This is a genomic window from Acinetobacter lwoffii, from assembly GCF_019048525.1.
Lineage (GTDB): Bacteria > Pseudomonadota > Gammaproteobacteria > Pseudomonadales > Moraxellaceae > Acinetobacter > Acinetobacter lwoffii_K.
The window spans coordinates 2,601,448-2,622,509 of record NZ_CP077369.1 but is presented as its reverse complement, the minus strand read 5'-3'; the positions used below and the strand labels follow the sequence as shown (position 1 = coordinate 2,622,509).

14 protein-coding genes, 2 tRNA genes, 3 rRNA genes and 2 pseudogenes are annotated in these 21,062 nt (G+C 43.3%); 11 read left to right on the top strand and 10 right to left on the bottom strand.

The features are described from left to right. The first annotated feature begins 47 nt into the window (after positions 1 to 47). Positions 48 to 371 (top strand): hypothetical protein, encoded by a 324-nt coding sequence (locus I6L24_RS12255; RefSeq protein ID WP_004731236.1) that lies wholly within the window; start codon positions 48 to 50, stop codon positions 369 to 371. On the opposite strand, the gene I6L24_RS12250 is transcribed toward I6L24_RS12255, so the two are convergent. Then, positions 295 to 1,869 (bottom strand): M16 family metallopeptidase, encoded by a 1,575-nt coding sequence (locus I6L24_RS12250; RefSeq protein ID WP_216986097.1) that lies wholly within the window; start codon positions 1,867 to 1,869, stop codon positions 295 to 297. The genes I6L24_RS12255 and I6L24_RS12250 overlap by 77 nt on opposite strands. Next, entirely contained in the window at positions 1,869 to 3,275 is a 1,407-nt protein-coding gene (locus tag I6L24_RS12245; protein WP_216986096.1) for a M16 family metallopeptidase, read from the bottom strand. Before I6L24_RS12245 ends, I6L24_RS12250 begins: the two co-directional genes overlap by 1 nt. Before the next feature lie 177 nt (positions 3,276 to 3,452). Here I6L24_RS12245 and ftsY point away from each other — a divergent pair, with 177 nt between their 5' ends. The 9 genes from ftsY to rrf all read left to right on the top strand — a co-directional run bounded on the left by ftsY (position 3,453) and on the right by rrf (position 13,010). Beyond that, on the top strand, positions 3,453 to 4,556 hold the full coding sequence (gene ftsY / locus I6L24_RS12240; RefSeq protein WP_085064684.1) for a signal recognition particle-docking protein FtsY: 1,104 nt from the start codon (positions 3,453 to 3,455) through the stop codon (positions 4,554 to 4,556). Between the two features lie 177 nt (positions 4,557 to 4,733). Beyond that, the gene (locus tag I6L24_RS12235; protein WP_216986095.1) at positions 4,734 to 5,423 is read left to right on the top strand and encodes a nitroreductase family protein; all 690 of its coding nucleotides are present in this window, start codon (positions 4,734 to 4,736) and stop codon (positions 5,421 to 5,423) included. A 196-nt stretch (positions 5,424 to 5,619) separates the two neighbouring features. Further along, positions 5,620 to 6,213, top strand: a complete 594-nt coding sequence (locus tag I6L24_RS12230) for a nitroreductase family protein (protein WP_004731228.1) — start codon at positions 5,620 to 5,622, stop codon at positions 6,211 to 6,213. A gap of 203 nt (positions 6,214 to 6,416) precedes the next feature. Beyond that, complete coding sequence (locus tag I6L24_RS12225; RefSeq protein ID WP_004731226.1) at positions 6,417 to 7,031, top strand: DUF2057 family protein; 615 nt, start codon at positions 6,417 to 6,419, stop codon at positions 7,029 to 7,031. Positions 7,032 to 7,501: 470 nt separating this feature from the next. Beyond that, positions 7,502 to 9,039: ribosomal RNA gene (locus I6L24_RS12220) — 16S ribosomal RNA — on the top strand. Between the two features lie 60 nt (positions 9,040 to 9,099). Further along, positions 9,100 to 9,176 (top strand) — tRNA-Ile (locus I6L24_RS12215). Between the two features lie 48 nt (positions 9,177 to 9,224). After that, a tRNA-Ala gene (locus I6L24_RS12210) sits at positions 9,225 to 9,300 on the top strand. 445 nt (positions 9,301 to 9,745) lie between these two features. After that, a 23S ribosomal RNA gene (locus tag I6L24_RS12205) occupies positions 9,746 to 12,640 on the top strand. A 255-nt stretch (positions 12,641 to 12,895) separates the two neighbouring features. Beyond that, positions 12,896 to 13,010, top strand: a 5S ribosomal RNA gene (gene rrf / locus I6L24_RS12200). The 16S, 23S and 5S rRNA genes sit together here with 2 tRNA genes alongside, the layout of an rRNA operon. 399 nt (positions 13,011 to 13,409) lie before the next feature. Here rrf and I6L24_RS12195 read toward each other — a convergent pair. The 8 genes and pseudogenes from I6L24_RS12195 to I6L24_RS12160 form a co-directional block, all read right to left on the bottom strand. Then, positions 13,410 to 13,991 (bottom strand): lytic transglycosylase domain-containing protein, encoded by a 582-nt coding sequence (locus I6L24_RS12195; protein WP_004731225.1) that lies wholly within the window; start codon positions 13,989 to 13,991, stop codon positions 13,410 to 13,412. A 124-nt stretch (positions 13,992 to 14,115) separates the two neighbouring features. Next, positions 14,116 to 14,607, bottom strand: coding sequence for a GNAT family N-acetyltransferase (locus I6L24_RS12190; protein ID WP_216986094.1), 492 nt, complete (start codon positions 14,605 to 14,607; stop codon positions 14,116 to 14,118). A gap of 113 nt (positions 14,608 to 14,720) precedes the next feature. Beyond that, the gene (locus tag I6L24_RS12185; protein ID WP_216986629.1) at positions 14,721 to 15,920 is read right to left on the bottom strand and encodes an acyl-CoA dehydrogenase family protein; all 1,200 of its coding nucleotides are present in this window, start codon (positions 15,918 to 15,920) and stop codon (positions 14,721 to 14,723) included. A 23-nt stretch (positions 15,921 to 15,943) separates the two neighbouring features. After that, positions 15,944 to 16,342 (bottom strand): annotated as a pseudogene (locus I6L24_RS12180) (acyl-CoA dehydrogenase family protein); the annotation flags it as partial. A gap of 9 nt (positions 16,343 to 16,351) precedes the next feature. After that, on the bottom strand, positions 16,352 to 17,377 hold the full coding sequence (locus I6L24_RS12175; RefSeq protein ID WP_010326927.1) for an IS30-like element ISAba125 family transposase: 1,026 nt from the start codon (positions 17,375 to 17,377) through the stop codon (positions 16,352 to 16,354). Between the two features lie 58 nt (positions 17,378 to 17,435). Beyond that, positions 17,436 to 18,329, bottom strand: a pseudogene (locus I6L24_RS12170) (acyl-CoA dehydrogenase family protein); the annotation flags it as partial. 236 nt (positions 18,330 to 18,565) lie between these two features. Then, the gene (locus tag I6L24_RS12165; RefSeq protein ID WP_216986093.1) at positions 18,566 to 19,942 is read right to left on the bottom strand and encodes an ABC1 kinase family protein; all 1,377 of its coding nucleotides are present in this window, start codon (positions 19,940 to 19,942) and stop codon (positions 18,566 to 18,568) included. Positions 19,943 to 20,102: 160 nt separating this feature from the next. Next, positions 20,103 to 20,411: a hypothetical protein gene (locus tag I6L24_RS12160; RefSeq protein ID WP_085064442.1), complete on the bottom strand. Its 309-nt coding sequence runs from the start codon at positions 20,409 to 20,411 to the stop codon at positions 20,103 to 20,105. 200 nt (positions 20,412 to 20,611) lie between these two features. Here I6L24_RS12160 and I6L24_RS12155 point away from each other — a divergent pair, with 200 nt between their 5' ends. Continuing rightward, positions 20,612 to 20,998: a lysozyme inhibitor LprI family protein gene (locus I6L24_RS12155; protein ID WP_216986092.1), complete on the top strand. Its 387-nt coding sequence runs from the start codon at positions 20,612 to 20,614 to the stop codon at positions 20,996 to 20,998. The last annotated feature ends 64 nt before the right edge of the window (positions 20,999 to 21,062 follow it).

Below are 21,062 nucleotides of genomic sequence, written 5' to 3'. Positions count from 1 at the left end.
AACTTATGTAACTGCGACCATACACTACCTCTAACCTGAGGTAGTGTATGTCTATAGATACAGAAAAACTAAGCCAATTTTTCAGCAGAATCAAACTGGAACAGATTTATAACAGTGTGGTTATTTTTATTATTGCGGTCATTCTACTTTTAGCCGCATTTGCTTTATATCGTCCGCTTAGCCTTTCCCAAGTCACCCAGATTCAACAACTGTCTAAACAGCAAAACCTTCCCCAAACCCAAGATATGGCACTCGCCTTGTTAGAGCAGCAGCATATCCGTCGTGGGCAGTACCTTAAATTGATGCAGGCTTATCAGCAGGAATCGCTTCGGGCACGTCAGCTTCCGCCGGTCTCTGTGGAGATGCCTTAGGCATAGGATTTGTTGGTAAGTAATAATTGGCATCCATTAAATTCTGTTCCAAACGCATTTTCAAAGCATTTTGATCCAGTTCTTTATTGACAACGACCAGGGTTAAGCGATCAGGATGAAAATGCTTGCGCACTGCATTTTGTACATCTGCCGCTGTGATTTTAGCCAGCCGATCTGGATAACTGGATAGATAATTACTTTGCTCACTATAGAAGCCCATATTGCCTAGCTGGGCATTAATGGTGGCATTACTGCTGTAATTATTAGGAAAAGCACGTAACATGCCTGCTTTGGTTTCTTCCAGACGCTGAGTATCAATAGGTTGACTGACAAAGTTGATAAATGCTTGATGTGCGACCTGAATGCTATCTAGCAGTTGATCCTGACGCGTGGAATACTTAAAGCTGAATACGCCCGGTGCCTGACTAAAGCTCAACGAACTATAAGCGCCATAAGTAAAACCACGTTTCACCCGCAGTTCCTGCATCAATACCGCATTAAATCCGCTACCGCCAAACATGCGATTGGCGACCTCTAAAGCCAGTTTATCTTCAGTAAAGCGGGTTGGGCCTAAATGCCCAAAAGTGACATGCGCCTGAGACGAGTTATAGGGTAGATGTACTACTTCAAAACCAGATTGGATTTCAGGCTGTGGCAATGCCTCTGCTTTTTGCCCTTGCGGTAAATTGCCGGCAATTCGTTCAGATAGTTCCAGTGCCTGTTTCGGGCTGAGTTTACCCGTAATGGCAATATTCATATTTTGCGCCACCAGAAACTGATCACGGAATTTTTTTAATAATTCTGCGTTAATTTTCTTGGTGCTGCCTTGGGTGCCGCTGATTGGTTCTGCATAAGGGTGCTGACCATATAGGGCACGATAAAAACGGATATCCATCAGTCGGCTTGGGTTTTCCTGCAGCTGTTTTTGTCCCACTTGGGTATTGCTTAAAGCCAGATTAATGCTGGATGGTTTAAATGATGCATTCTTGAGAACCTCCATCAGCATGCCCAATGCGGGTTCCAGTTTTTCCGGGTCTGAAAGCGTACGCAGACGAACCACAAACATATCCCGATAGGCTTGTACGCTGAATTGTGCTCCGGTTTGGTCAAAAACTTCCGCCACCTGATTGGCGCTATATTTGTCGGTTCCTTCACGCATCAACTTGGCTGCCATATTGGATAGACCATATAGGCCTTTGGCAATTTCCTGATCACGGGCCGAACCGGCATTAAAGGTCAGCTGGATATCTACCATGGGAAGATCTTGCGTTTCAACAAACAGCGTGCGTACTTTGTAGCGATTATTTAGATCATGAATATAAGGCGCCTGAAAATCCCGTTGCTGATTAATATTTTTTAAGCTTTGCAGCAAAGGGATAGACTGTAACTGACTCGGATTATCATTTTGGTTAGGCTGGGGATCCAGATAGTTTTCTGCATGGGTAGCCGAGCTAAGACTTAAAATTGAAATAAGCAAAAATGAACGAAGTTGAAGCATTATAATCCCCGTTGCTGGGTGTTTTGTTCAGGAGAGAGATAAAGCGTGCTGAGATTTTCACGTACAAAATAGGCGTTTGCGACACGCTGGATATCCTGAACGCTGACACTTTCAAAGTGTTTCGGTAATTCATCCATCAGGCGATAACTCAAGCCATTGACCTCTAGATTTCCAATCATTTTGGCTTGTCCGGCAATATCATCCTGGCTATAGATCAAATTGGAAATAAAGCGGGTACTGATACGATCCACTTCCTGTTGGGTCATCGCTGTAGTTTTAAGTAAATCCACTTCATCCTGAATTGCTTGTTGTGCTTCTTGCAAAGAGATGCCCGGCGCAGGTAAGGCAGAAATACCAAACAGGCTGTCGCCGCGATTATAGGGATCATAAGAAACGCTGACAGAGGTCAGAATTTTACGATCACGTACCAATCGGTCTTGCAGGCGCGAAGAAATGCCACTGTCCAAAAGACTGCGAATAATGGTCAAGGCATAAGCATCTTGGGGGTTTTTGGCAGTGCCAAGGGATTTTACATTCCAGGTCATGTACAGATTGGGCACCTGAATATTGCTATTGATTTCCATATGGCGATAACCCAAACGCTCAAACTCCAGTACATCATTGCGTGCTGGGGTTGGGCGTGCGGGAATGTCAGCAAAATATTTTTGTACCTGAGCCAAAGCAGCTTCAGATTCTACATTTCCAACAATCACCAGAATGGCATTATTCGGACTGTACCAATCCCGATACCATTTTTTGACATCATTCAACTGAATATTATTCAGAGTTTTCATGTGTCCAATCACCGGCTGACGGTAGTGGCTGGTCGGATAACTGATCCATTTAAACCGTTCAAAGGCTTGCGCCCGCGGATTGTCATCGGTACGCTGGCGCCGTTCTTCCATGACGACTTTAATTTCTGGTTCGAAGTCCTGCTGCCGTAGCAATAAATTGCTCATACGGTCAGACTCGAGTTCCAAGGCCATAGGAAAATAGGCCTTAGGATAAAGCTGATAATAATTGGTGTAATTGGTGAAGGTGGCTGCATTGATACTGCCGCCATAAATCCGGCTCAGGCGGGTAAATTCGTCATTTGGAACTTTGTGAGTACCTTTAAACATCATATGTTCAAGCGCATGTGATACCCCCAGAATATTTCCAGATTCATCGCTGCTGCCGACTTTGTACCAGATTTGTGTCATTACCATGGGCGCACGATGGTCTTCCCGAATAATGACTTTTAAACCGTTACTTAAAGTGGTTTCAAAAGTAGTCCGTGATAATTCGCTTCGGGTTTGTGCCTGAGCCGTACTAAAAGTCAGACTGAGTAAGACAGCGCTGAGTGGATAAAGCGTCTGTTTGATCATTTGCGAGAAAGAGGAGATAGTCAAAAAGGTGATGAACACTAGATCTCCTGAAATAGGCATTTGTATTTAGAGTTATTTTTAATAAATGTGTGCTTGAAAGCAACCGAGAGCTGTAGCTTTTTGGTATGTTTGTCCAGCATTTCCATTGCTAGCTGCAAAGCAGGCAAGTTATGGTAGAATCTGGGTTTTTAACGCAATGCTTTTCAAGGATTCGGCATGCAACAGCAATCTAATGGGCAAAACAAATTTTTGATTGATGCTGATATCGGAGATGATGATGTCACATTACCGAGCTTACCTGCGGTCAATGTGCCTATCGTAGAAACGCCAAGCGAAACAGCTGTAGTTTCTGCACCTGTTACCACAGAAACTGAAAATGAAGATTCTGCTGCGAAAGGTGGCTTCTTTAGCCGTATGAAAGTGGGTTTAACCAAAACCCGTAAAAACCTTGCCGATGGGATGGTGAATATCCTGATCGGTGGTAAAGAAATTGATGATGAATTATTAGAAGAAGTCGAAGAGCAGCTTCTGGTGGCAGATATTGGCGTGGAAGCAACCAAGACCATTATCGCTAACCTGACTGAACGTACAGCACGTGGTGATTTGATCTACTCGCATTCACTCTATAAAGCACTTCAGGAAGAACTGGTGGCTTTATTGGCACCACGGGTAAAACCGCTGCATATTGATCCGAATAAATCGCCTTATGTGATTCTGGTGGTGGGTGTAAACGGTGTCGGTAAAACCACCACGATTGGCAAACTGGCCAAACGCTTACAAGGTGAAGGTAAGACTGTCATGCTGGCAGCAGGCGATACTTTCCGTGCGGCTGCAACTGAACAGCTCCAGATCTGGGGTGAGCGTAATAATATTGCGGTTGTTGCTCAGGGTCATGGTGCTGACTCAGCTTCAGTGATTTTCGATGCTTTTGAAAGTGCGCGTGCCAAAGGCGTGGATGTATTGATTGCAGACACAGCGGGCCGTTTGCATAACAAAGGTCATTTGATGCAGGAATTGACTAAAGTAAAACGTGTGATGCAGAAAATTGATGCCACTGCACCGCATGAAGTGATGTTGGTGGTCGATGCCGGTACTGGCCAGAATGCCATTAATCAGGTCGAGATGTTTGATGAGGCGGTAGGCTTGACGGGCTTAACTATTACCAAACTTGATGGGACTGCCAAAGGTGGTGTACTGTTTAATATCGCCAGTCGTACTCATGTGCCGATTCGCTTTATTGGTGTCGGTGAAAAAATTGATGACTTGCGTCCATTCTCTGCCAAATCTTTTGTTGCTGCATTATTTGAAACTGAAAAATAAATAATGCGCAATGCTTCACATAAACTCCGCCAAGTGCGGAGTTTATTGTTTTTAGCCAGTTCGAGTGTTGTAAAAACCGACAGTAAAACCACCACTAAATCTGCCTATCTTAATAAAGGCCTTATAATTGTAGGGGATTCTCTAAGCTGATTTGGCTTGTTTTTTGTGGGATAGAAAATGGCATTGCTAAATAAGATTGGTCAGGTATTAACAAGCGATATAACCAAGGATTTTAAATTTTCAAGAAAAAATAAACTGAATGATGATTTAGAATTGACTTTTGTCGATCAATTGAAAAAGCGCCGTAGTATCGATCAACTCGGTAAGCGGGTACATTCTAGTCAGGCTTATCTTGGCGAAATCATTCAGGAAGCAGTGCGGAGTTGTCCTTCGGCTTATGATTCTCAAACTACGCGCATTGTGGTGTTATTCGCAGATTCTCATCATCAATTCTGGGAAATTGTGAAACAGGTACAGCGTCAGCATATGCCGGCATCTATTTACGAAGGAATGGAAATCAAGTTGAATCAATGTGCTGCTGCCTATGGCACGGTTTTGTTTTATGAAGATCAAGCCGTGATTCAACAATTACAAAAGAAAATGCCATTAAATAGTGAAGATTTTCCAGCATGGTCGGAACAAACTTCCGGTATGGCGCAATTTGCTGTGTGGACGACGCTGACAGATTCTGGCTTAGGGGCATCCTTACAGCACTACAATCCACTGATTGATGAAAGGGTCGCTGAGCATTTTGAAATTGAAAAGAACTGGTTGTTGCGAGCCCAACTTTGCTTTGGATCAATTGAACAAACAGTAGAAGAAAAATTACAAAAGCCGGATCAGCACCGTTTCAAAGTATTTAATTAAAAGTTTATAGAGAACTTTATATGTGACAGCATGGAAGCTGCGGATAAAATCAGATACAAATACGCTACCCAGATCTAAATCTGATTGTTCTATAAATAAAACACATTGTTATCGAAATGCACCTGTCTTGGGTGCTTAAAGCACGTAATATAACTTTATCGATTTTCAAATAATCAAAATATACAGAGGTGGGTTCATGGCATTTTTAGATCAAATCAAACAACGCCGTAGCATTTATTCAATTGGAAAAAATGTAGATCTGGATCAAGCAGAAATTGAGAAAATCATTAAAGATGCGGTGAAGCACAGTCCGTCATCTTTTAACTCGCAAACCTCGCGTGTGGTGATTTTATTTGGTCAATCACATGATACTTTCTGGCATATTGTACGTGAAACTTTACGTGACCTGGTTTCAGCAGATGCATTTGAATCAACTAATAGCAAGATCAATGCTTTTGCTGCGGGTTATGGTACCGCATTGTTTTATGAAGATCAGAATGTGGTGAAGTCGATGCAGGAGCAGTTTGCACTCTATGCCGATAACTTCCCGGTCTGGTCTGAGCATTCTTCCGCTATTGCACAGTTTGCAACCTGGACCGCTTTGGCAGAAAAAAATATCGGTGCTTCATTGCAGCACTACAATCCAATTATTGATGAAGAAGTCGCACAAACTTTCGAGATTCCATCTCACTGGAAGCTTCGCGCTCAACTGGTATTTGGGTCAATTGAAGCACCTGCAGGTGAAAAAACCTTTATGGATGATGCAGAGCGCTTTAAGACTTTTGCATAAATGATTTTAGATTATAAAAAAAGAAGCACTTTGATGCTTCTTTTTTTATGTCTTAGAGTTGGATTTGGATATGATGTGATATCTCTAGCAAATAAATGCTAAAAACACAGGCTGTATCGCTCTAGCTTATGTCATAAGATTGTCATTTAAGCGCGGCATAGTGCAGCTAATTTTTAATAAACAACCAAAAATGAGTAAAGGATATGGGTTTACGTATTGCGGCAACTGCAGCAGTGTTTCTGTTTAGCACATCAGTTTTTTCGGCAGTGACCGTAACAGTACCTGAAGAAATAAAAATTATTGCTGTAAATGATCAGGAGGTGAACTCGGGTCTATTGCGTTCTAATCAGACTTATAGCTTGGATGCAGGTATAAATGCGATCAGTGTGCGCTATAACGAATTTTTCCAGCATTCAGATAATTCACATGACATTTTAAAGTCAGGTGTGGTTACGGTAAAAACACCAAGCCTTAAAGATGGCGAAACTTATCGTTTAGCACTCATTCAGGCGCCTAAAGATTTTGATGCAGCGCAAAAATATAAAAATCAGCCCATTATTGGGCTATATGATGCAAAAAATCAGCTCCTAGTCCAGCAGACGGGCGCTAAAGATGCAGCGAAACCATGGTTTGGAAATCGCGTGTTGACTAAAAAATTAGATATGACGACTCAAGTTGCGACACCAGTTCATCAACCGGCAGCTGTATATACTCAGTCAGCAGACCAGAATGATCAGCAGCTGATTCAATTATGGCAAAAGGCTTCTAAAGCTGAGCGTCAAAAATTTATGACTTGGCTGGCTGAGCAGGCAAATTAAAATATTTTGATGAAGAATCAAAAAGATCACCATTAGGGTGATCTTTTTTTATGAGATGAGGGCTGGAAAATTAACATTTGCTTAAACTTTTCATGCGGAATTAGCTAGAAAAACGCAAAAAAAGTGTTAAAAATAGCTTTTTAGATTAAAAAATAAACGTATGGTTGGTTTTTTTGGATATTTTTAAGAAAATCCCTTGCGCTCGTTTTGAAACTGTATAGAATACGCAGCACACCAACGCAATGCATGAAACGAAACGTTAAATAATTGGGTTGGAGCTTGAAACTGACGAGGTTTTAAGAAGATCATTAAGAGATTATGAAGAACAACTTGTGTGGATTTTTACTGGTTGATCGATCGAAATTATTTTCATTGATTGATGGTAGAAATTACTCGAAGTTTATTTGAGAAATATTTGTCAGAAAATTGATGAGCCAAGATTGGTACCCTTTAAAGGTACTACTGATTTTAAACTGAAGAGTTTGATCATGGCTCAGATTGAACGCTGGCGGCAGGCTTAACACATGCAAGTCGAGCGGGGAAGAGTAGCTTGCTACTTGACCTAGCGGCGGACGGGTGAGTAATGCTTAGGAATCTGCCTATTAGTGGGGGACAACATCTCGAAAGGGATGCTAATACCGCATACGTCCTACGGGAGAAAGCAGGGGACCTTCGGGCCTTGCGCTAATAGATGAGCCTAAGTCGGATTAGCTAGTTGGTGGGGTAAAGGCCTACCAAGGCGACGATCTGTAGCGGGTCTGAGAGGATGATCCGCCACACTGGGACTGAGACACGGCCCAGACTCCTACGGGAGGCAGCAGTGGGGAATATTGGACAATGGGGGGAACCCTGATCCAGCCATGCCGCGTGTGTGAAGAAGGCCTTTTGGTTGTAAAGCACTTTAAGCGAGGAGGAGGCTACCGAGATTAATACTCTTGGATAGTGGACGTTACTCGCAGAATAAGCACCGGCTAACTCTGTGCCAGCAGCCGCGGTAATACAGAGGGTGCAAGCGTTAATCGGATTTACTGGGCGTAAAGCGCGCGTAGGTGGCCAATTAAGTCAAATGTGAAATCCCCGAGCTTAACTTGGGAATTGCATTCGATACTGGTTGGCTAGAGTATGGGAGAGGATGGTAGAATTCCAGGTGTAGCGGTGAAATGCGTAGAGATCTGGAGGAATACCGATGGCGAAGGCAGCCATCTGGCCTAATACTGACACTGAGGTGCGAAAGCATGGGGAGCAAACAGGATTAGATACCCTGGTAGTCCATGCCGTAAACGATGTCTACTAGCCGTTGGGGCCTTTGAGGCTTTAGTGGCGCAGCTAACGCGATAAGTAGACCGCCTGGGGAGTACGGTCGCAAGACTAAAACTCAAATGAATTGACGGGGGCCCGCACAAGCGGTGGAGCATGTGGTTTAATTCGATGCAACGCGAAGAACCTTACCTGGTCTTGACATAGTAAGAACTTTCCAGAGATGGATTGGTGCCTTCGGGAACTTACATACAGGTGCTGCATGGCTGTCGTCAGCTCGTGTCGTGAGATGTTGGGTTAAGTCCCGCAACGAGCGCAACCCTTTTCCTTATTTGCCAGCGGGTTAAGCCGGGAACTTTAAGGATACTGCCAGTGACAAACTGGAGGAAGGCGGGGACGACGTCAAGTCATCATGGCCCTTACGACCAGGGCTACACACGTGCTACAATGGTCGGTACAAAGGGTTGCTACCTCGCGAGAGGATGCTAATCTCAAAAAGCCGATCGTAGTCCGGATTGGAGTCTGCAACTCGACTCCATGAAGTCGGAATCGCTAGTAATCGCGGATCAGAATGCCGCGGTGAATACGTTCCCGGGCCTTGTACACACCGCCCGTCACACCATGGGAGTTTGTTGCACCAGAAGTAGGTAGTCTAACCTTAGGGGGGACGCTTACCACGGTGTGGCAGATGACTGGGGTGAAGTCGTAACAAGGTAGCCGTAGGGGAACCTGCGGCTGGATCACCTCCTTAACGAAAGATTGACGATTGGTAAGAATCCACAACAAGTTGTTCTTCATACGATGTATCTGAGGGTCTGTAGCTCAGTTGGTTAGAGCACACGCTTGATAAGCGTGGGGTCACAAGTTCAAGTCTTGTCAGACCCACCACTACTGACGAAGTACGGAAAATCAGAAACATTGACTTATTGATAAGCTGGGGACTTAGCTTAGTTGGTAGAGCGCCTGCTTTGCACGCAGGAGGTCAGGAGTTCGACTCTCCTAGTCTCCACCAAATTTCAAGATCATAAAAGCACTGCTTTTACTTGAAATTTAAGCAAGAAGCTACGCTTCGCGCAGTATGTAAGCATACAGTGATGAAGTTGTTTAGTTCCTAAGCGATCAAGTGCTTAGATCCTAGAGATTAGCAAGTACAAGCGTTATGATACGCGCACTTGATAATCTCTGTGATTTATCACAGTTTCCTGACCTGACGAAGGCTGGAAAAATCATTAACAGAATATATTTGAGTTGAAATAATTTGTTCAAACTCGTTTCAAGTAGGCAACTACAAGAAATGAGTTCTAGCGAAATTAACTGAATCAAGCGTTTTGGTATATGAATCTAATTGAAGCTGTACTGTAGTTAAATCTACGAAACGCCAACTGTATGAGAGTGTTGAAAGACACGATCTGTTGCTTATCCCACTTGTAAGGATAAACGACTGTTTGGGGTTGTATAGTCAAGTAATTAAGTGCATGTGGTGGATGCCTTGGCAGTCAGAGGCGAAGAAAGACGTGATAGCCTGCGAAAAGCTCCGGGGAGGCGGCAAATATCCTGTGATCCGGAGATGTCTGAATGGGGAAACCCACTTACCATAAGGTAGGTATTGCAACATGAATACATAGTGTTGCAAGGCGAACGAGGGGAAGTGAAACATCTCAGTACCCTTAGGAAAAGAAATCAATTGAGATTCCCTCAGTAGCGGCGAGCGAAAGGGGAAGAGCCCATTAAGTCATATAAGTTCTAGTGGAACGCTCTGGGAAGTGCGACCGTAGACGGTGATAGTCCTGTACACGAAAGGGCTTATATGATGATGTCGAGTAGGGCGAGGCACGTGAAACCTTGTCTGAATATGGGGGGACCATCCTCCAAGGCTAAATACTCCTGACTGACCGATAGTGAACCAGTACCGTGAGGGAAAGGCGAAAAGAACCCCTGTGAGGGGAGTGAAATAGATCCTGAAACCGCATGCATACAAGCAGTGGGAGCCGGCTTAGTCCGGTGACTGCGTACCTTTTGTATAATGGGTCAGCGACTTATATTCAGTAGCAAGGTTAACCGAATAGGGGAGCCGTAGGGAAACCGAGTCTTAATAGGGCGTTTAGTTGCTGGGTATAGACCCGAAACCAGGTGATCTATCCATGAGCAGGTTGAAGGTTGGGTAACACTAACTGGAGGACCGAACCCACTGTCGTTGAAAAGCCAGGGGATGACTTGTGGATAGGGGTGAAAGGCTAATCAAACTTGGTGATAGCTGGTTCTCCCCGAAAGCTATTTAGGTAGCGCCTCGGACGAATACCATTGGGGGTAGAGCACTGTTTCGGCTAGGGGGTCATCCCGACTTACCAAACCGATGCAAACTCCGAATACCAATGAGTACTATCCGGGAGACAGACTGCGGGTGCTAACGTCCGTAGTCAAGAGGAAAACAATCCAGACCGCCAGCTAAGGCCCCAAAATTATAGTTAAGTGGGAAACGATGTGGGAAGGCATAGACAGCTAGGAGGTTGGCTTAGAAGCAGCCACCCTTTAAAGAAAGCGTAATAGCTCACTAGTCGAGTCGGCCTGCGCGGAAGATGTAACGGGGCTAAAACTATATGCCGAAGCTGCGGATGCATAATTTATTATGCGTGGTAGGGGAGCGTTCTGTAAGCCGATGAAGGTGGATTGAGAAGTCTGCTGGAGGTATCAGAAGTGCGAATGCTGACGTGAGTAACGACAATGCGAGTGAAAAACTCGCACGCTGAAAGACCAAGGGTTCCAGTCCAACGTTAATCGGGGCTGGGTGAGTCGACCCCTAAGGCGAGGCCGAGAGGCGTAGTCGATGGGAAATTGGTTAATATTCCAATACTTCTGTGTAATGCGATGAGAGGACGGAGAAGGTTAAGTCAGCCTGGCGTTGGTTGTCCAGGTGGAAGGTTGTAGGCATGTATCTTAGGCAAATCCGGGGTACTCTATGCTGAGAACTGATAGCAAGCTGTACTTGTACAGTGAAGTGGCTGATACCATGCTTCCAGGAAAAGTCTCTAAGCTTCAGTTACACAGGAATCGTACCCGAAACCGACACAGGTGGTCAGGTCGAGTAGACCAAAGCGCTTGAGAGAACTCTGCTGAAGGAACTAGGCAAAATGGTACCGTAACTTCGGGAGAAGGTACGCTGTTGTCTGTGATAGGACTTGCTCCTTGAGCGGCCGACAGCCTCAGAAACCAGGCCCCTGCAACTGTTTATTAAAAACATAGCACTCTGCAAACACGAAAGTGGACGTATAGGGTGTGATGCCTGCCCGGTGCTGGAAGGTTAATTGATGGGGTTAGCGTAAGCGAAGCTCTTGATCGAAGCCCCAGTAAACGGCGGCCGTAACTATAACGGTCCTAAGGTAGCGAAATTCCTTGTCGGGTAAGTTCCGACCTGCACGAATGGCATAATGATGGGGGCGCTGTCTCCAGCAGAGACTCAGTGAAATCGAATTCGCCGTGAAGATGCGGTGTACCCGCGGCTAGACGGAAAGACCCCGTGAACCTTTACTGCAGCTTGACATTGAACTTTGATCTTACTTGTGTAGGATAGGTGGGAGGCTTTGAAGTCGCGACGCTAGTTGCGATGGAGCCGTCCTTGAAATACCACCCTGGTAATATTGAGGTTCTAACTCTGTCCCGTTATCCGGGACGAGGACCATGTCTGGTGGGTAGTTTGACTGGGGCGGTCTCCTCCTAAAGAGTAACGGAGGAGTACGAAGGTGCGCTCAGCGTGGTCGGAAATCACGCGTAGAGTATAAAGGCAAAAGCGCGCTTAACTGCGAGACCCACAAGTCGAGCAGGTACGAAAGTAGGTCTTAGTGATCCGGTGGTTCTGTATGGAAGGGCCATCGCTCAACGGATAAAAGGTACTCTGGGGATAACAGGCTGATACCGCCCAAGAGTTCATATCGACGGCGGTGTTTGGCACCTCGATGTCGGCTCATCTCATCCTGGGGCTGAAGCAGGTCCCAAGGGTATGGCTGTTCGCCATTTAAAGAGGTACGCGAGCTGGGTTTAGAACGTCGTGAGACAGTTCGGTCCCTATCTACCGTGGGCGTTGGAAATTTGAGAGGATCTGCTCCTAGTACGAGAGGACCAGAGTGGACGAACCTCTGGTGTACCGGTTGTCACGCCAGTGGCATCGCCGGGTAGCTATGTTCGGAAGGGATAACCGCTGAAAGCATCTAAGCGGGAAGCCTACCTCAAGATAAGATTTCCCCGAGACTTTATGTCTCCTAAAGAGCCGTTGAAGACTACGACGTTGATAGGTTGGATGTGGAAGCATAGTGATATGTGAAGCTGACCAATACTAATTGCTCGTGAGGCTTGACTATACAACACCCAAACAGTTGTTGTACGAACTTCGAAAGAAGTGAGGATCAATTGATTCGATATTAAGCAAAACAGCTTGATTTAGTGAACGCTAAAGATGAACGAAGAATAAGCAAACGCGAAAGCGTTTGCCTGAGTGCAAGGCATAAAGCTACGCTTTATGTTACACTCACAACTCAGATATACCTGTTAATGAATTCTATTTGACCAAGCATTGGCATCTAAATAAGACCAAATGCAAAGTCATAAACAGTTGTGCTGGCGACCATAGCAAGAGTGAACCACCTGATCCCTTCCCGAACTCAGAAGTGAAACCTCTTAGCGCTGATGGTAGTGTGGGGTTACCCATGTGAGAGTAAGTCATCGCCAGCTCATTATTCAAAACACCCCCTCCGCTAAGGCAGAGGGGGATTTTTTTGTGCGTGGAATTTTAGATAAGATATTTAACATATCTATATCTCAAAGTTGATCAGATTCTTCTGAGACAGAGAATTCCTGTTAATTTGTTTGACCTATTGGGATCTCTGTAAAACTAGCGCTATAAGAGTTTACAAGCTGATCTTATAAACCTTACAAAATAAAAAACCAGCGAATCGCTGGTTTTTTATTGCAGACTATTTTAGCTGAATATATATATCATGGCTGAGATTAATAGGTTGTAGGTATACTTTCATGGTAAAAACTTTAATGGACACAATTAGCGATTACTATTTACCAAATATTAAATAAAATAGCCTAAGTATGGTTAAATTAATTCTCTTTATTCAGTCATTAGAGAGAGTCTTTTAGCATTTTTTTATGCTGTTTTACTTGGTTGGCATAACGTTTACCTTGTTTACGCATTTTACGATTATTTTCATAACCTGACGGACCTACATTATAATAGGCAAGCGCTTTCTTCCAGTCACCGGATGATTGATTATATTTAGAAAGAATATATGTACCACATTGGATATTACTGCTTTCATTGTATAAATCACCTGGACAAGTTTGTTGCCAATATCTCGGAATCACTTGCATCAAGCCTACCGCACCTGCTGGCGAAGTTGCTTGGCTACGATAAGTAGATTCCTGACGAATCACAGCCGCCACTAGAAGCGGATCTACACCCTGATTTTGTGCATGTTGAACAATTAAAGGTGAAACACGATTAGCTGTACTGGATGGGGTGGAATAAGCAGTTTGAATGCCTTTAGACAGCTTAGCTGCGCGTTTTTCTACCGAGCCTCCGCCCAAGGATGAACAACCCGCAAAAAGAAAAGTGCTCAATAAAATAGAGGAAAATTTAAAAGATTGAGAATGAAATAGTGAACGTTTAGATTTAATTGGATTGAATAAATGAGAAACAAACAAACTGTGAATTCCATGCCTGAATAAACGTATTTCGATGTTAGGCAGCCTATATACAAGAGTCAAGCTTGCTGCTGATGAAAGCACTTTATTACTATACAAACTTTATCTATCTACTAAAAAACCTCTAAGTTGAAAGAGTTTTCAGCATCCAGATTTCACAGGCATCACTATGTCCGGTATTGCCTTCAGGATAATCAAGATGCTGAAAACCTAATTTTTCATAGAGTTTCACCGCTTGCCAAAGCACTTTAGTTGTTTCTAGATAGACTGACTTAATCTGATGAGCCTGTGCAAATTCAAAGGATAATTCTAAAATTTTCTTGGCAAAACCTTGCTGACGGATCTCAGGTAAAAAATACATTTTCTGAATTTCTAAAATATTTGCATCGCCTTTTAAGGGTGCAATTCCACCACCACCGTAAATTTTATTTTGTTGATCCACAATAACCCAGTAAGCTGATTTTGTTTGTTGATAAACTTGATATAGCTCATCTAGAATAGAATCGCCTACTGCGAAACCAGATTCTGCTGCCAGTCCAAACTCTTGGGAAACACGACGAATAATGCTTGCAATTTGGGCATTATCTTCAGGCTGAATAGGACGAATAGAGTACATATAGAACTGATTTTATTTTAAAAAAACGATGAATTTTTATAACCTTAAATCCTTAAAAAATCCATCGTTTAATTAACTCATGTAAGTTTAATTCGCTATTTAATGAGCAATCATTATTTTAATTCGCTTGATGATTTTCCCAACTCCCGACGGGCAATAATGAGTTTCTGAATTTGCTGGGTGCCTTCAAAGATATCCAAAATCTTGGAATCACGCGCCCATTTTTCCAAAAGTTCAGTTTCGTTATAACCAATGGCTGCTGCCAGTTCGACACATTTTAAGGTGATTTCATTACCGATCCGACCGGCCTTGGCTTTGGCAATAGAGGCTTCACGTGAATTTGGTTTGCGATTATCGGCCATCCAGGCAGCTTTCAGCATCAGCAAGCGTGCTGCTTCCCATTCAGCTTCCATACGATAGATTTGTGCTGCGATATTAGAGCTTTGTAAATACGGTGTGGCATAAGTAGAGTCCAGCTGCTCCTTAAAAATCTCCTTGATGCGTTCCAGCGAGGCTTTCGCACAACCAATTGCCATGGCTGCAACCAGCGGGCGAGTATTATCAAAGGTTTCCATCACGCCAGCAAAGCCTTTAGCAATATCGATTTCTGCATGGCCGAGCAAGTTTGCTGCAGGTACTCGACAGTTGATAAAGCTAATCGTGGCAGTATCGGATGATTTAATCCCTAATTTATGTTCCAGTCGTTCCACCTTCATTCCTGGAGTACCTTTGGTCACCACAAATGATTTAATGGCTGATCGTCCCAGTTTTTTATCCAAAGTTGCCCAAACGACCACTGCATCAGCACGATCTCCGGAGGTTACAAAAATCTTCTCACCATTCAGAATATAGTCATCACCGTCTTTGATCGCAGTAGTACGAATCGCAGCGGAATCTGAACCACAACCTGACTCGGTAATCGCCATGGCTGCCCAAGTTCCATGAAAACGGTGCAATTGCTCATCATTGGCAACAGCTGCAATGGCTGAATTTCCTAATCCTTGGCGTGGCATCGAGAGTAATAAGCCAGTATCGCCATAACACATTTCAATAATGCTCAGGGCGGTAGACATATTAATGCCATTTTTATTAGTCGTATCTGCATCGCCACGTTTATTGACTGCTGCACCTGCATTCATGCCTTCACTACCTTGGTTCATGCCATCCACGACAGAAGCGAGCATGTCTAGTTCTATCGGATAAGCATGTTCAGCCTTATCATATTTACGTGAAATCGGACGCAAAACATTGAGGGCAACTTCATGTGCTTGATCAATCAAAAGCTTAAATTTTTTTGGAGTTTGTAGATTCATCATTGTTCTTCTTTATGTTTTGATCAGGCATGCAAGCCAGAATGGAGAATGGCAGTAGATCTAAGATCTCTATACCAGCGTTCGACCGGATGTTCTTTGGTAAAACCATGACCACCGAAAATCTGTACACCATCGGTGCCTATTTTCATGGATTTTTCTGCACAGAGTAAGCGTGCCAAATAGGCTTCACGATGAAAAGTTTGACTAGATTCAGCCAGACTCGCGGCATTCAGGATCAGCATTTGCATCGCGTCAATTTCAATGGTCATATCGGCAATCATAAAGGCGACACTCTGACGATGGGAAATCGGTTCACCAAAAGCGATACGTTCATTGGCATATTGCACACAGTATTTTTTGACTGCTTCACAGGTGCCCACCGCCATCGCACACCACATTAAATTACCCAGATCAATAAAAGCCGGGCGAATTCAAACATGAGGTGCGACAGTTTGAAAAGTCTTATGATAATCAACAAGCTGAGCAAATTTCTCTAATGGTGTAAGCCAATCTAACGCTTTTCTAGGACGAGTATTCAGTGACATGGCAACTTGATTTAAATAATGCTGATCTGCCTGATTTAAATCAATCCCTTTAGGTAAATATTGCCTAATTAAACCATTCATATTTTCGCATGTGCCTTTTTGCCAGGGTGAATGTGGGTCACAGAAATATACATCTATGCCTAAATCTTCTTCAAGTATTTTATGTTCTGCCATCTCGCGTCCACGGTCATAGGTCAACGTTTTACGCAGTTCTGCAGGTAAATATTTCAGAGCTTCAGTTAAAGCCTTGCGCACTGATTCTGCCTTTGCATCAGGTAATGTTGCCAAGATACAGAGCCGTGTATTTCGTTCAATAAGTGTTGCTATCGAACTTTTATTGTCTTTACCTTTAATTAAATCAGCTTCCCAATGACCCGGTATTTTTCTTTCTTGAACTTCGGCTGGGCGCTCATGAATAGTTTTAATATCCTGTAATATAGAATCTTTTTTAGGTTCACCGTTAGCTTTTCGCTTTTTATTTTCATGACGTAGACAGGATAATAAGTCTTTTTTCAACTCACCCTTGGGTAATGCTCGTATCGTTGAATAAATCGTTGTATGGCTTACATTCATTGTTTGATCCAAATCAGGAAATGTCTTTAAACGCTTTGCTATTTGCTGAGGAGACCATAAACAACGGATCGCTTCAACAATAAATTTCCAGAGGATTGAATCGATTTTGAGTTTTCTGTGACCACGTCTACGTCTAGCAAAAGTGTTATCAGAAGCATATCGAGCTTGATAAACGTCATTGATGCTATTTCTTTTAAGCTCACGATAGATCGTACTAGGATGTCTTTTAATAAGTTCAGCAAATTTTCTGGCTGAAAAGCCTTCTTTTCTTGACTCAAGCATTAATGCAGTACGATCTTCAAAGTTAAGATGATGGTATGACAATTTTATATACTCCATAAACCCTTTAAATTAATTAGGTGGTTTATGTCGCACTTCAAGTTTTACTCTGCCCCGTATAATCAAAATCCACATCTCCCAGACGATATGCCGGAGTATTTTCAAATTTGAGCGTAACGGTTTCAGTAGCTTTTAATCCCATAGCCGGCGATTTTTTCGCAGTGACGGTACTATCGCGTTGCACCACAAAGACCTCAGCTCTGCCATCTAGATCAGCACTGACCAGGTATAGATCGGCACTTTCTCCCAAGAGCACCAAGGTCTTTTGACCCCGAATCAGATAATATCCCTGATGTGCAACAGCTTTAGTTTTAAGTTGCTCCGGGTTAAACGCTGCTGTTTCTTCCTGCACCGCAAAGGTAGCCTTTAATTCAGGATTTTCTGCGAAAGCGCCCAGATATTCTGACTGAATCTGCTCTGAGCCCCAGCGGGTAATGGCGTTAATGACACTAAAAGTCGAAAGTAAGCCAGCCGTCAGACTGAAATCACCCTGAGCCAAATGTTGAGCGATTAAAATATTGCTGACAATATTCTGTTCTGATGCAACGCCCCCCAATGCTTCAGGCAGGGCATAGAAATTCAAACCTAAATCAGTGCTGTATTGCCAGAGTTCATGGGGGAATAATTCATGCTGATCTGCATTATGCGCTAAGGGATACAGCACCTCTTGGGCAAATTGCTGCATGGCATTACAGGTCATTTGCTGTTCTTGAGTCAGATTCAGATCAAATAAGGATTTAGACTGATGCGGCAGACGCTGTTTTTGAATCTTCTGGCCAGATTTCAGGATTTTCTGAGTTTGACTCAGGGTTTTGAATCCTGCTTTTGAACTTTGATAAAGCGATTTTTCTACAAATTTACGCAGTTTTAATTGATCTAATACTTCGCTGCCCGCGATTTTGGTCAGTATGGACAAGCCAAATCCTTGGGCTTTATTCACCATATTATTCATTCTGATTATCCTAAAGGTGTTGTCACGTTATTTTTTAATACTGACATGCACTCAGAGATAAAACTATGTCATCCCTGACATGAATGATTGACAATTTTTAGGTTTTTGGGATTGAAGAAAGGAACGAATAAATCAATGAAAATTAAAAAGAAAGATAAAAATACAAAAAATCCATTTTGGATAAAAATTGACCCGAATGACAAAATCATCCGGGTCTTTTTGATGCAGGTTTTATTTTAAGAGAGATGATGTTTAATCATGGCACGCACATTGGTTTTGGCATCAATCACGGTCATAAAGGTGTAAGCACCAATAAATTTACGGCTAATAAACATAAATTCTTTGGGTGGAACACTGAAATAACGTGAAGCCATAGATCTCGACGCCTGTTGCATCACACGGCTATGCAGCTGACTTTTTTTCCAGTCATAGCGATTATGTTCATCCATGATGCCAGCTGGCAATTCTTGATTATTTAGCGGTGAACTAAACGCTTCAGTAGCTAATAAGAAGACCTTGGCCATATCCGGTTTGATGCTTTGCGGAATTGAATCAAAAAATTCATAGCCGGTCATGGCCTTGACCATCATATCCGAGTCATGATGATAGCCTGCCTGAATCAGGTTGCGCGCAACACTGAGCAAATGCTGGTCAAACTGACGGATTGCGCCAAAGTCGAGCAGAACAATCTTGTCATGCACATCAGCACCATTGCCCAGACGAACCAGATAATTACCAAAGTTCGGATCTGTTTGCATCTCGCCCCATTCGAAGATTTCACGCACTGCAATTTCCAGAGACGCTTCACCTAACTGGTTGCGGCGTTCTTGGGGCAGGGACAACATCACCGGGCTGTTGATCGGCACACCACGTTCAAAGGTCATGCACAGCACACGATCTGAGCAATATTCATTAATAATCGTTGGTACGATATAGCGCGGGTCATCTTTTAAACGTGCAGCGAAACGACGCGTGGTATCTGCTTCAATCTGATAATTTACTTCACGGTGCATCATCTCACGGACTTCATCGAACCATTGGTCGAATTCGCGGGTCTGCGGCACGATACGAGTCAATTTCAGCATGTTTTTAAACAGGCTCATATCCGAATCAATCGCTTCTGCTACACCCGGATACTGAATTTTTAACACCAGTTCCATGCCGTCAGATTTTCGGGTGGCACGATGTACCTGTGCCAAAGAAGCTGTGCCCAAAGGTTCATGATCAATGGTGAGATCGTCGAGTTTTGAACCGAGTTGTTGCTGTAACTGGGTCTTGATGGCTGGCCATGCCAATGCCACCGTCTGATTGTTCAGGGTATTTAGAGCCTGAGTGACTTCTTCTGGCAGAAAATGCTCACCGTACAGCGCCATCATCTGGCCAATTTTAACGATAGACCCTTTCAGCTTACCAATTTCTGCTACTAGATAATCGGCCTGTTCTTTCATGGCTTTTTTACGTTTCTTTTCTTTTTCTTCTTCGCTCGAGAACATGGAGCTTGCACTAGAAGCCGCCCAACGCGTGCCTGCTAGCAAGGATGCCTTCGCGATCGATAAGCGTCGATCCATAGAGGAGGTTTTCAGTTGTTTAAGCTTATCGTTCTGATCTGACATGTAAACTCGATCCTTTCATCATCAGCATGAAGCAGAATAAATCATTGTAAGGGATAGTAGCGTTTCTGCACGTATTAAAAAAGTTTAAGCCGCTGAATTTATAGTAAAAGCTAGGCAAGCTTTCATTTATTCACCAACTTGTATCAGTTTAGACAGGGCATTATGCCATTTGAAATTGGATTTTTAATTCAGATCGTTGCTGTAACTGTTGTTTATTTGTTTGAATATGTTGATGAATCAGGCGCTGTACGCTGTCATGCATAAAGCCCAAAGCATAGCCTTTTACAATCACAATACTTGGCAAGCCAAAAAACAGATATTTGGCATCTTCCAGTGTCGCATCGGTAAATACGCCATGCTGCATTAAGGTCGACTGCAAAAATACCTTTTCTTGCTGCACCTGACTGGAGGCTTGATCATTCCAGTAATTCTGGCGCATCGCCATAAGATTATTGTGCTTATAGCTCATAGATCTGGGCTCATTTGAAGATTGAATGCGGATTATATGTGGGTCATGTGCCAATTTTCAATTGTGCAACTGTTTAATCTTTCAGTCCGAGAAAGGCATAGGATTTTTGTCCGGACTGCGTTAATATCAGTGGATAATTTAAACAATATTGATTGTTAAACATTTATTGGGATTGTACCGGTTTCGGTCAAGGGGAAGTTATGCGTCTTGCATGGTTTTTAGTTGCAATTTTTGCGGGTACTGCGGTTCAGACACAGGCTGCTATTGGGTATTCCAAGGAATATACACAATGCATGAATTTTAGTTATGGTAATACACCTAAAGCGGAAAAATGCCTGGAAAAAGAGCTGAAAGTTCACAATAAACGTCTGAAGAAAAACTATAAAACTTATCTTAAATTGAATCCGAACCAGACCGCTGCCATTCGCAGTCAGCATATATTGTGGGAGCGTAAACTGGCCCAGCAATGTAATTTTAGAATGTCAGGAAAATATGCCAAGCAGCAGCAAGGTCAATGTATGTTGGCTTTGATTATGGATCAAGCCAATCTTTATCAATCCCGTTCTTATGCATCCGGGTTTCGATAAATCTTCATAGCATTAGCATCGACATTTAACACAAACATCTCTGAATAAAATAAACATTTATCTG

What these genes read in the sequence shown, in the direction of transcription:
- I6L24_RS12255 (WP_004731236.1), top strand. Translation starts at nt 48, where the DNA reads ATGTCTATAGATACAGAAAAACTAAGCCAATTTTTCAGCAGAATCAAA.
- I6L24_RS12250 (WP_216986097.1), bottom strand. Translation starts at nt 1,869, where the DNA reads ATGCTTCAACTTCGTTCATTTTTGCTTATTTCAATTTTAAGTCTTAGC.
- ftsY (WP_085064684.1), top strand. Translation starts at nt 3,453, where the DNA reads ATGCAACAGCAATCTAATGGGCAAAACAAATTTTTGATTGATGCTGAT.
- I6L24_RS12235 (WP_216986095.1), top strand. Translation starts at nt 4,734, where the DNA reads ATGGCATTGCTAAATAAGATTGGTCAGGTATTAACAAGCGATATAACC.
- I6L24_RS12230 (WP_004731228.1), top strand. Translation starts at nt 5,620, where the DNA reads ATGGCATTTTTAGATCAAATCAAACAACGCCGTAGCATTTATTCAATT.
- I6L24_RS12225 (WP_004731226.1), top strand. Translation starts at nt 6,417, where the DNA reads ATGGGTTTACGTATTGCGGCAACTGCAGCAGTGTTTCTGTTTAGCACA.
- I6L24_RS12190 (WP_216986094.1), bottom strand. Translation starts at nt 14,607, where the DNA reads ATGTACTCTATTCGTCCTATTCAGCCTGAAGATAATGCCCAAATTGCA.
- I6L24_RS12185 (WP_216986629.1), bottom strand. Translation starts at nt 15,920, where the DNA reads ATGAATCTACAAACTCCAAAAAAATTTAAGCTTTTGATTGATCAAGCA.
- I6L24_RS12175 (WP_010326927.1), bottom strand. Translation starts at nt 17,377, where the DNA reads ATGGAGTATATAAAATTGTCATACCATCATCTTAACTTTGAAGATCGT.
- I6L24_RS12165 (WP_216986093.1), bottom strand. Translation starts at nt 19,942, where the DNA reads ATGTCAGATCAGAACGATAAGCTTAAACAACTGAAAACCTCCTCTATG.
- I6L24_RS12160 (WP_085064442.1), bottom strand. Translation starts at nt 20,411, where the DNA reads ATGAGCTATAAGCACAATAATCTTATGGCGATGCGCCAGAATTACTGG.
- I6L24_RS12155 (WP_216986092.1), top strand. Translation starts at nt 20,612, where the DNA reads ATGCGTCTTGCATGGTTTTTAGTTGCAATTTTTGCGGGTACTGCGGTT.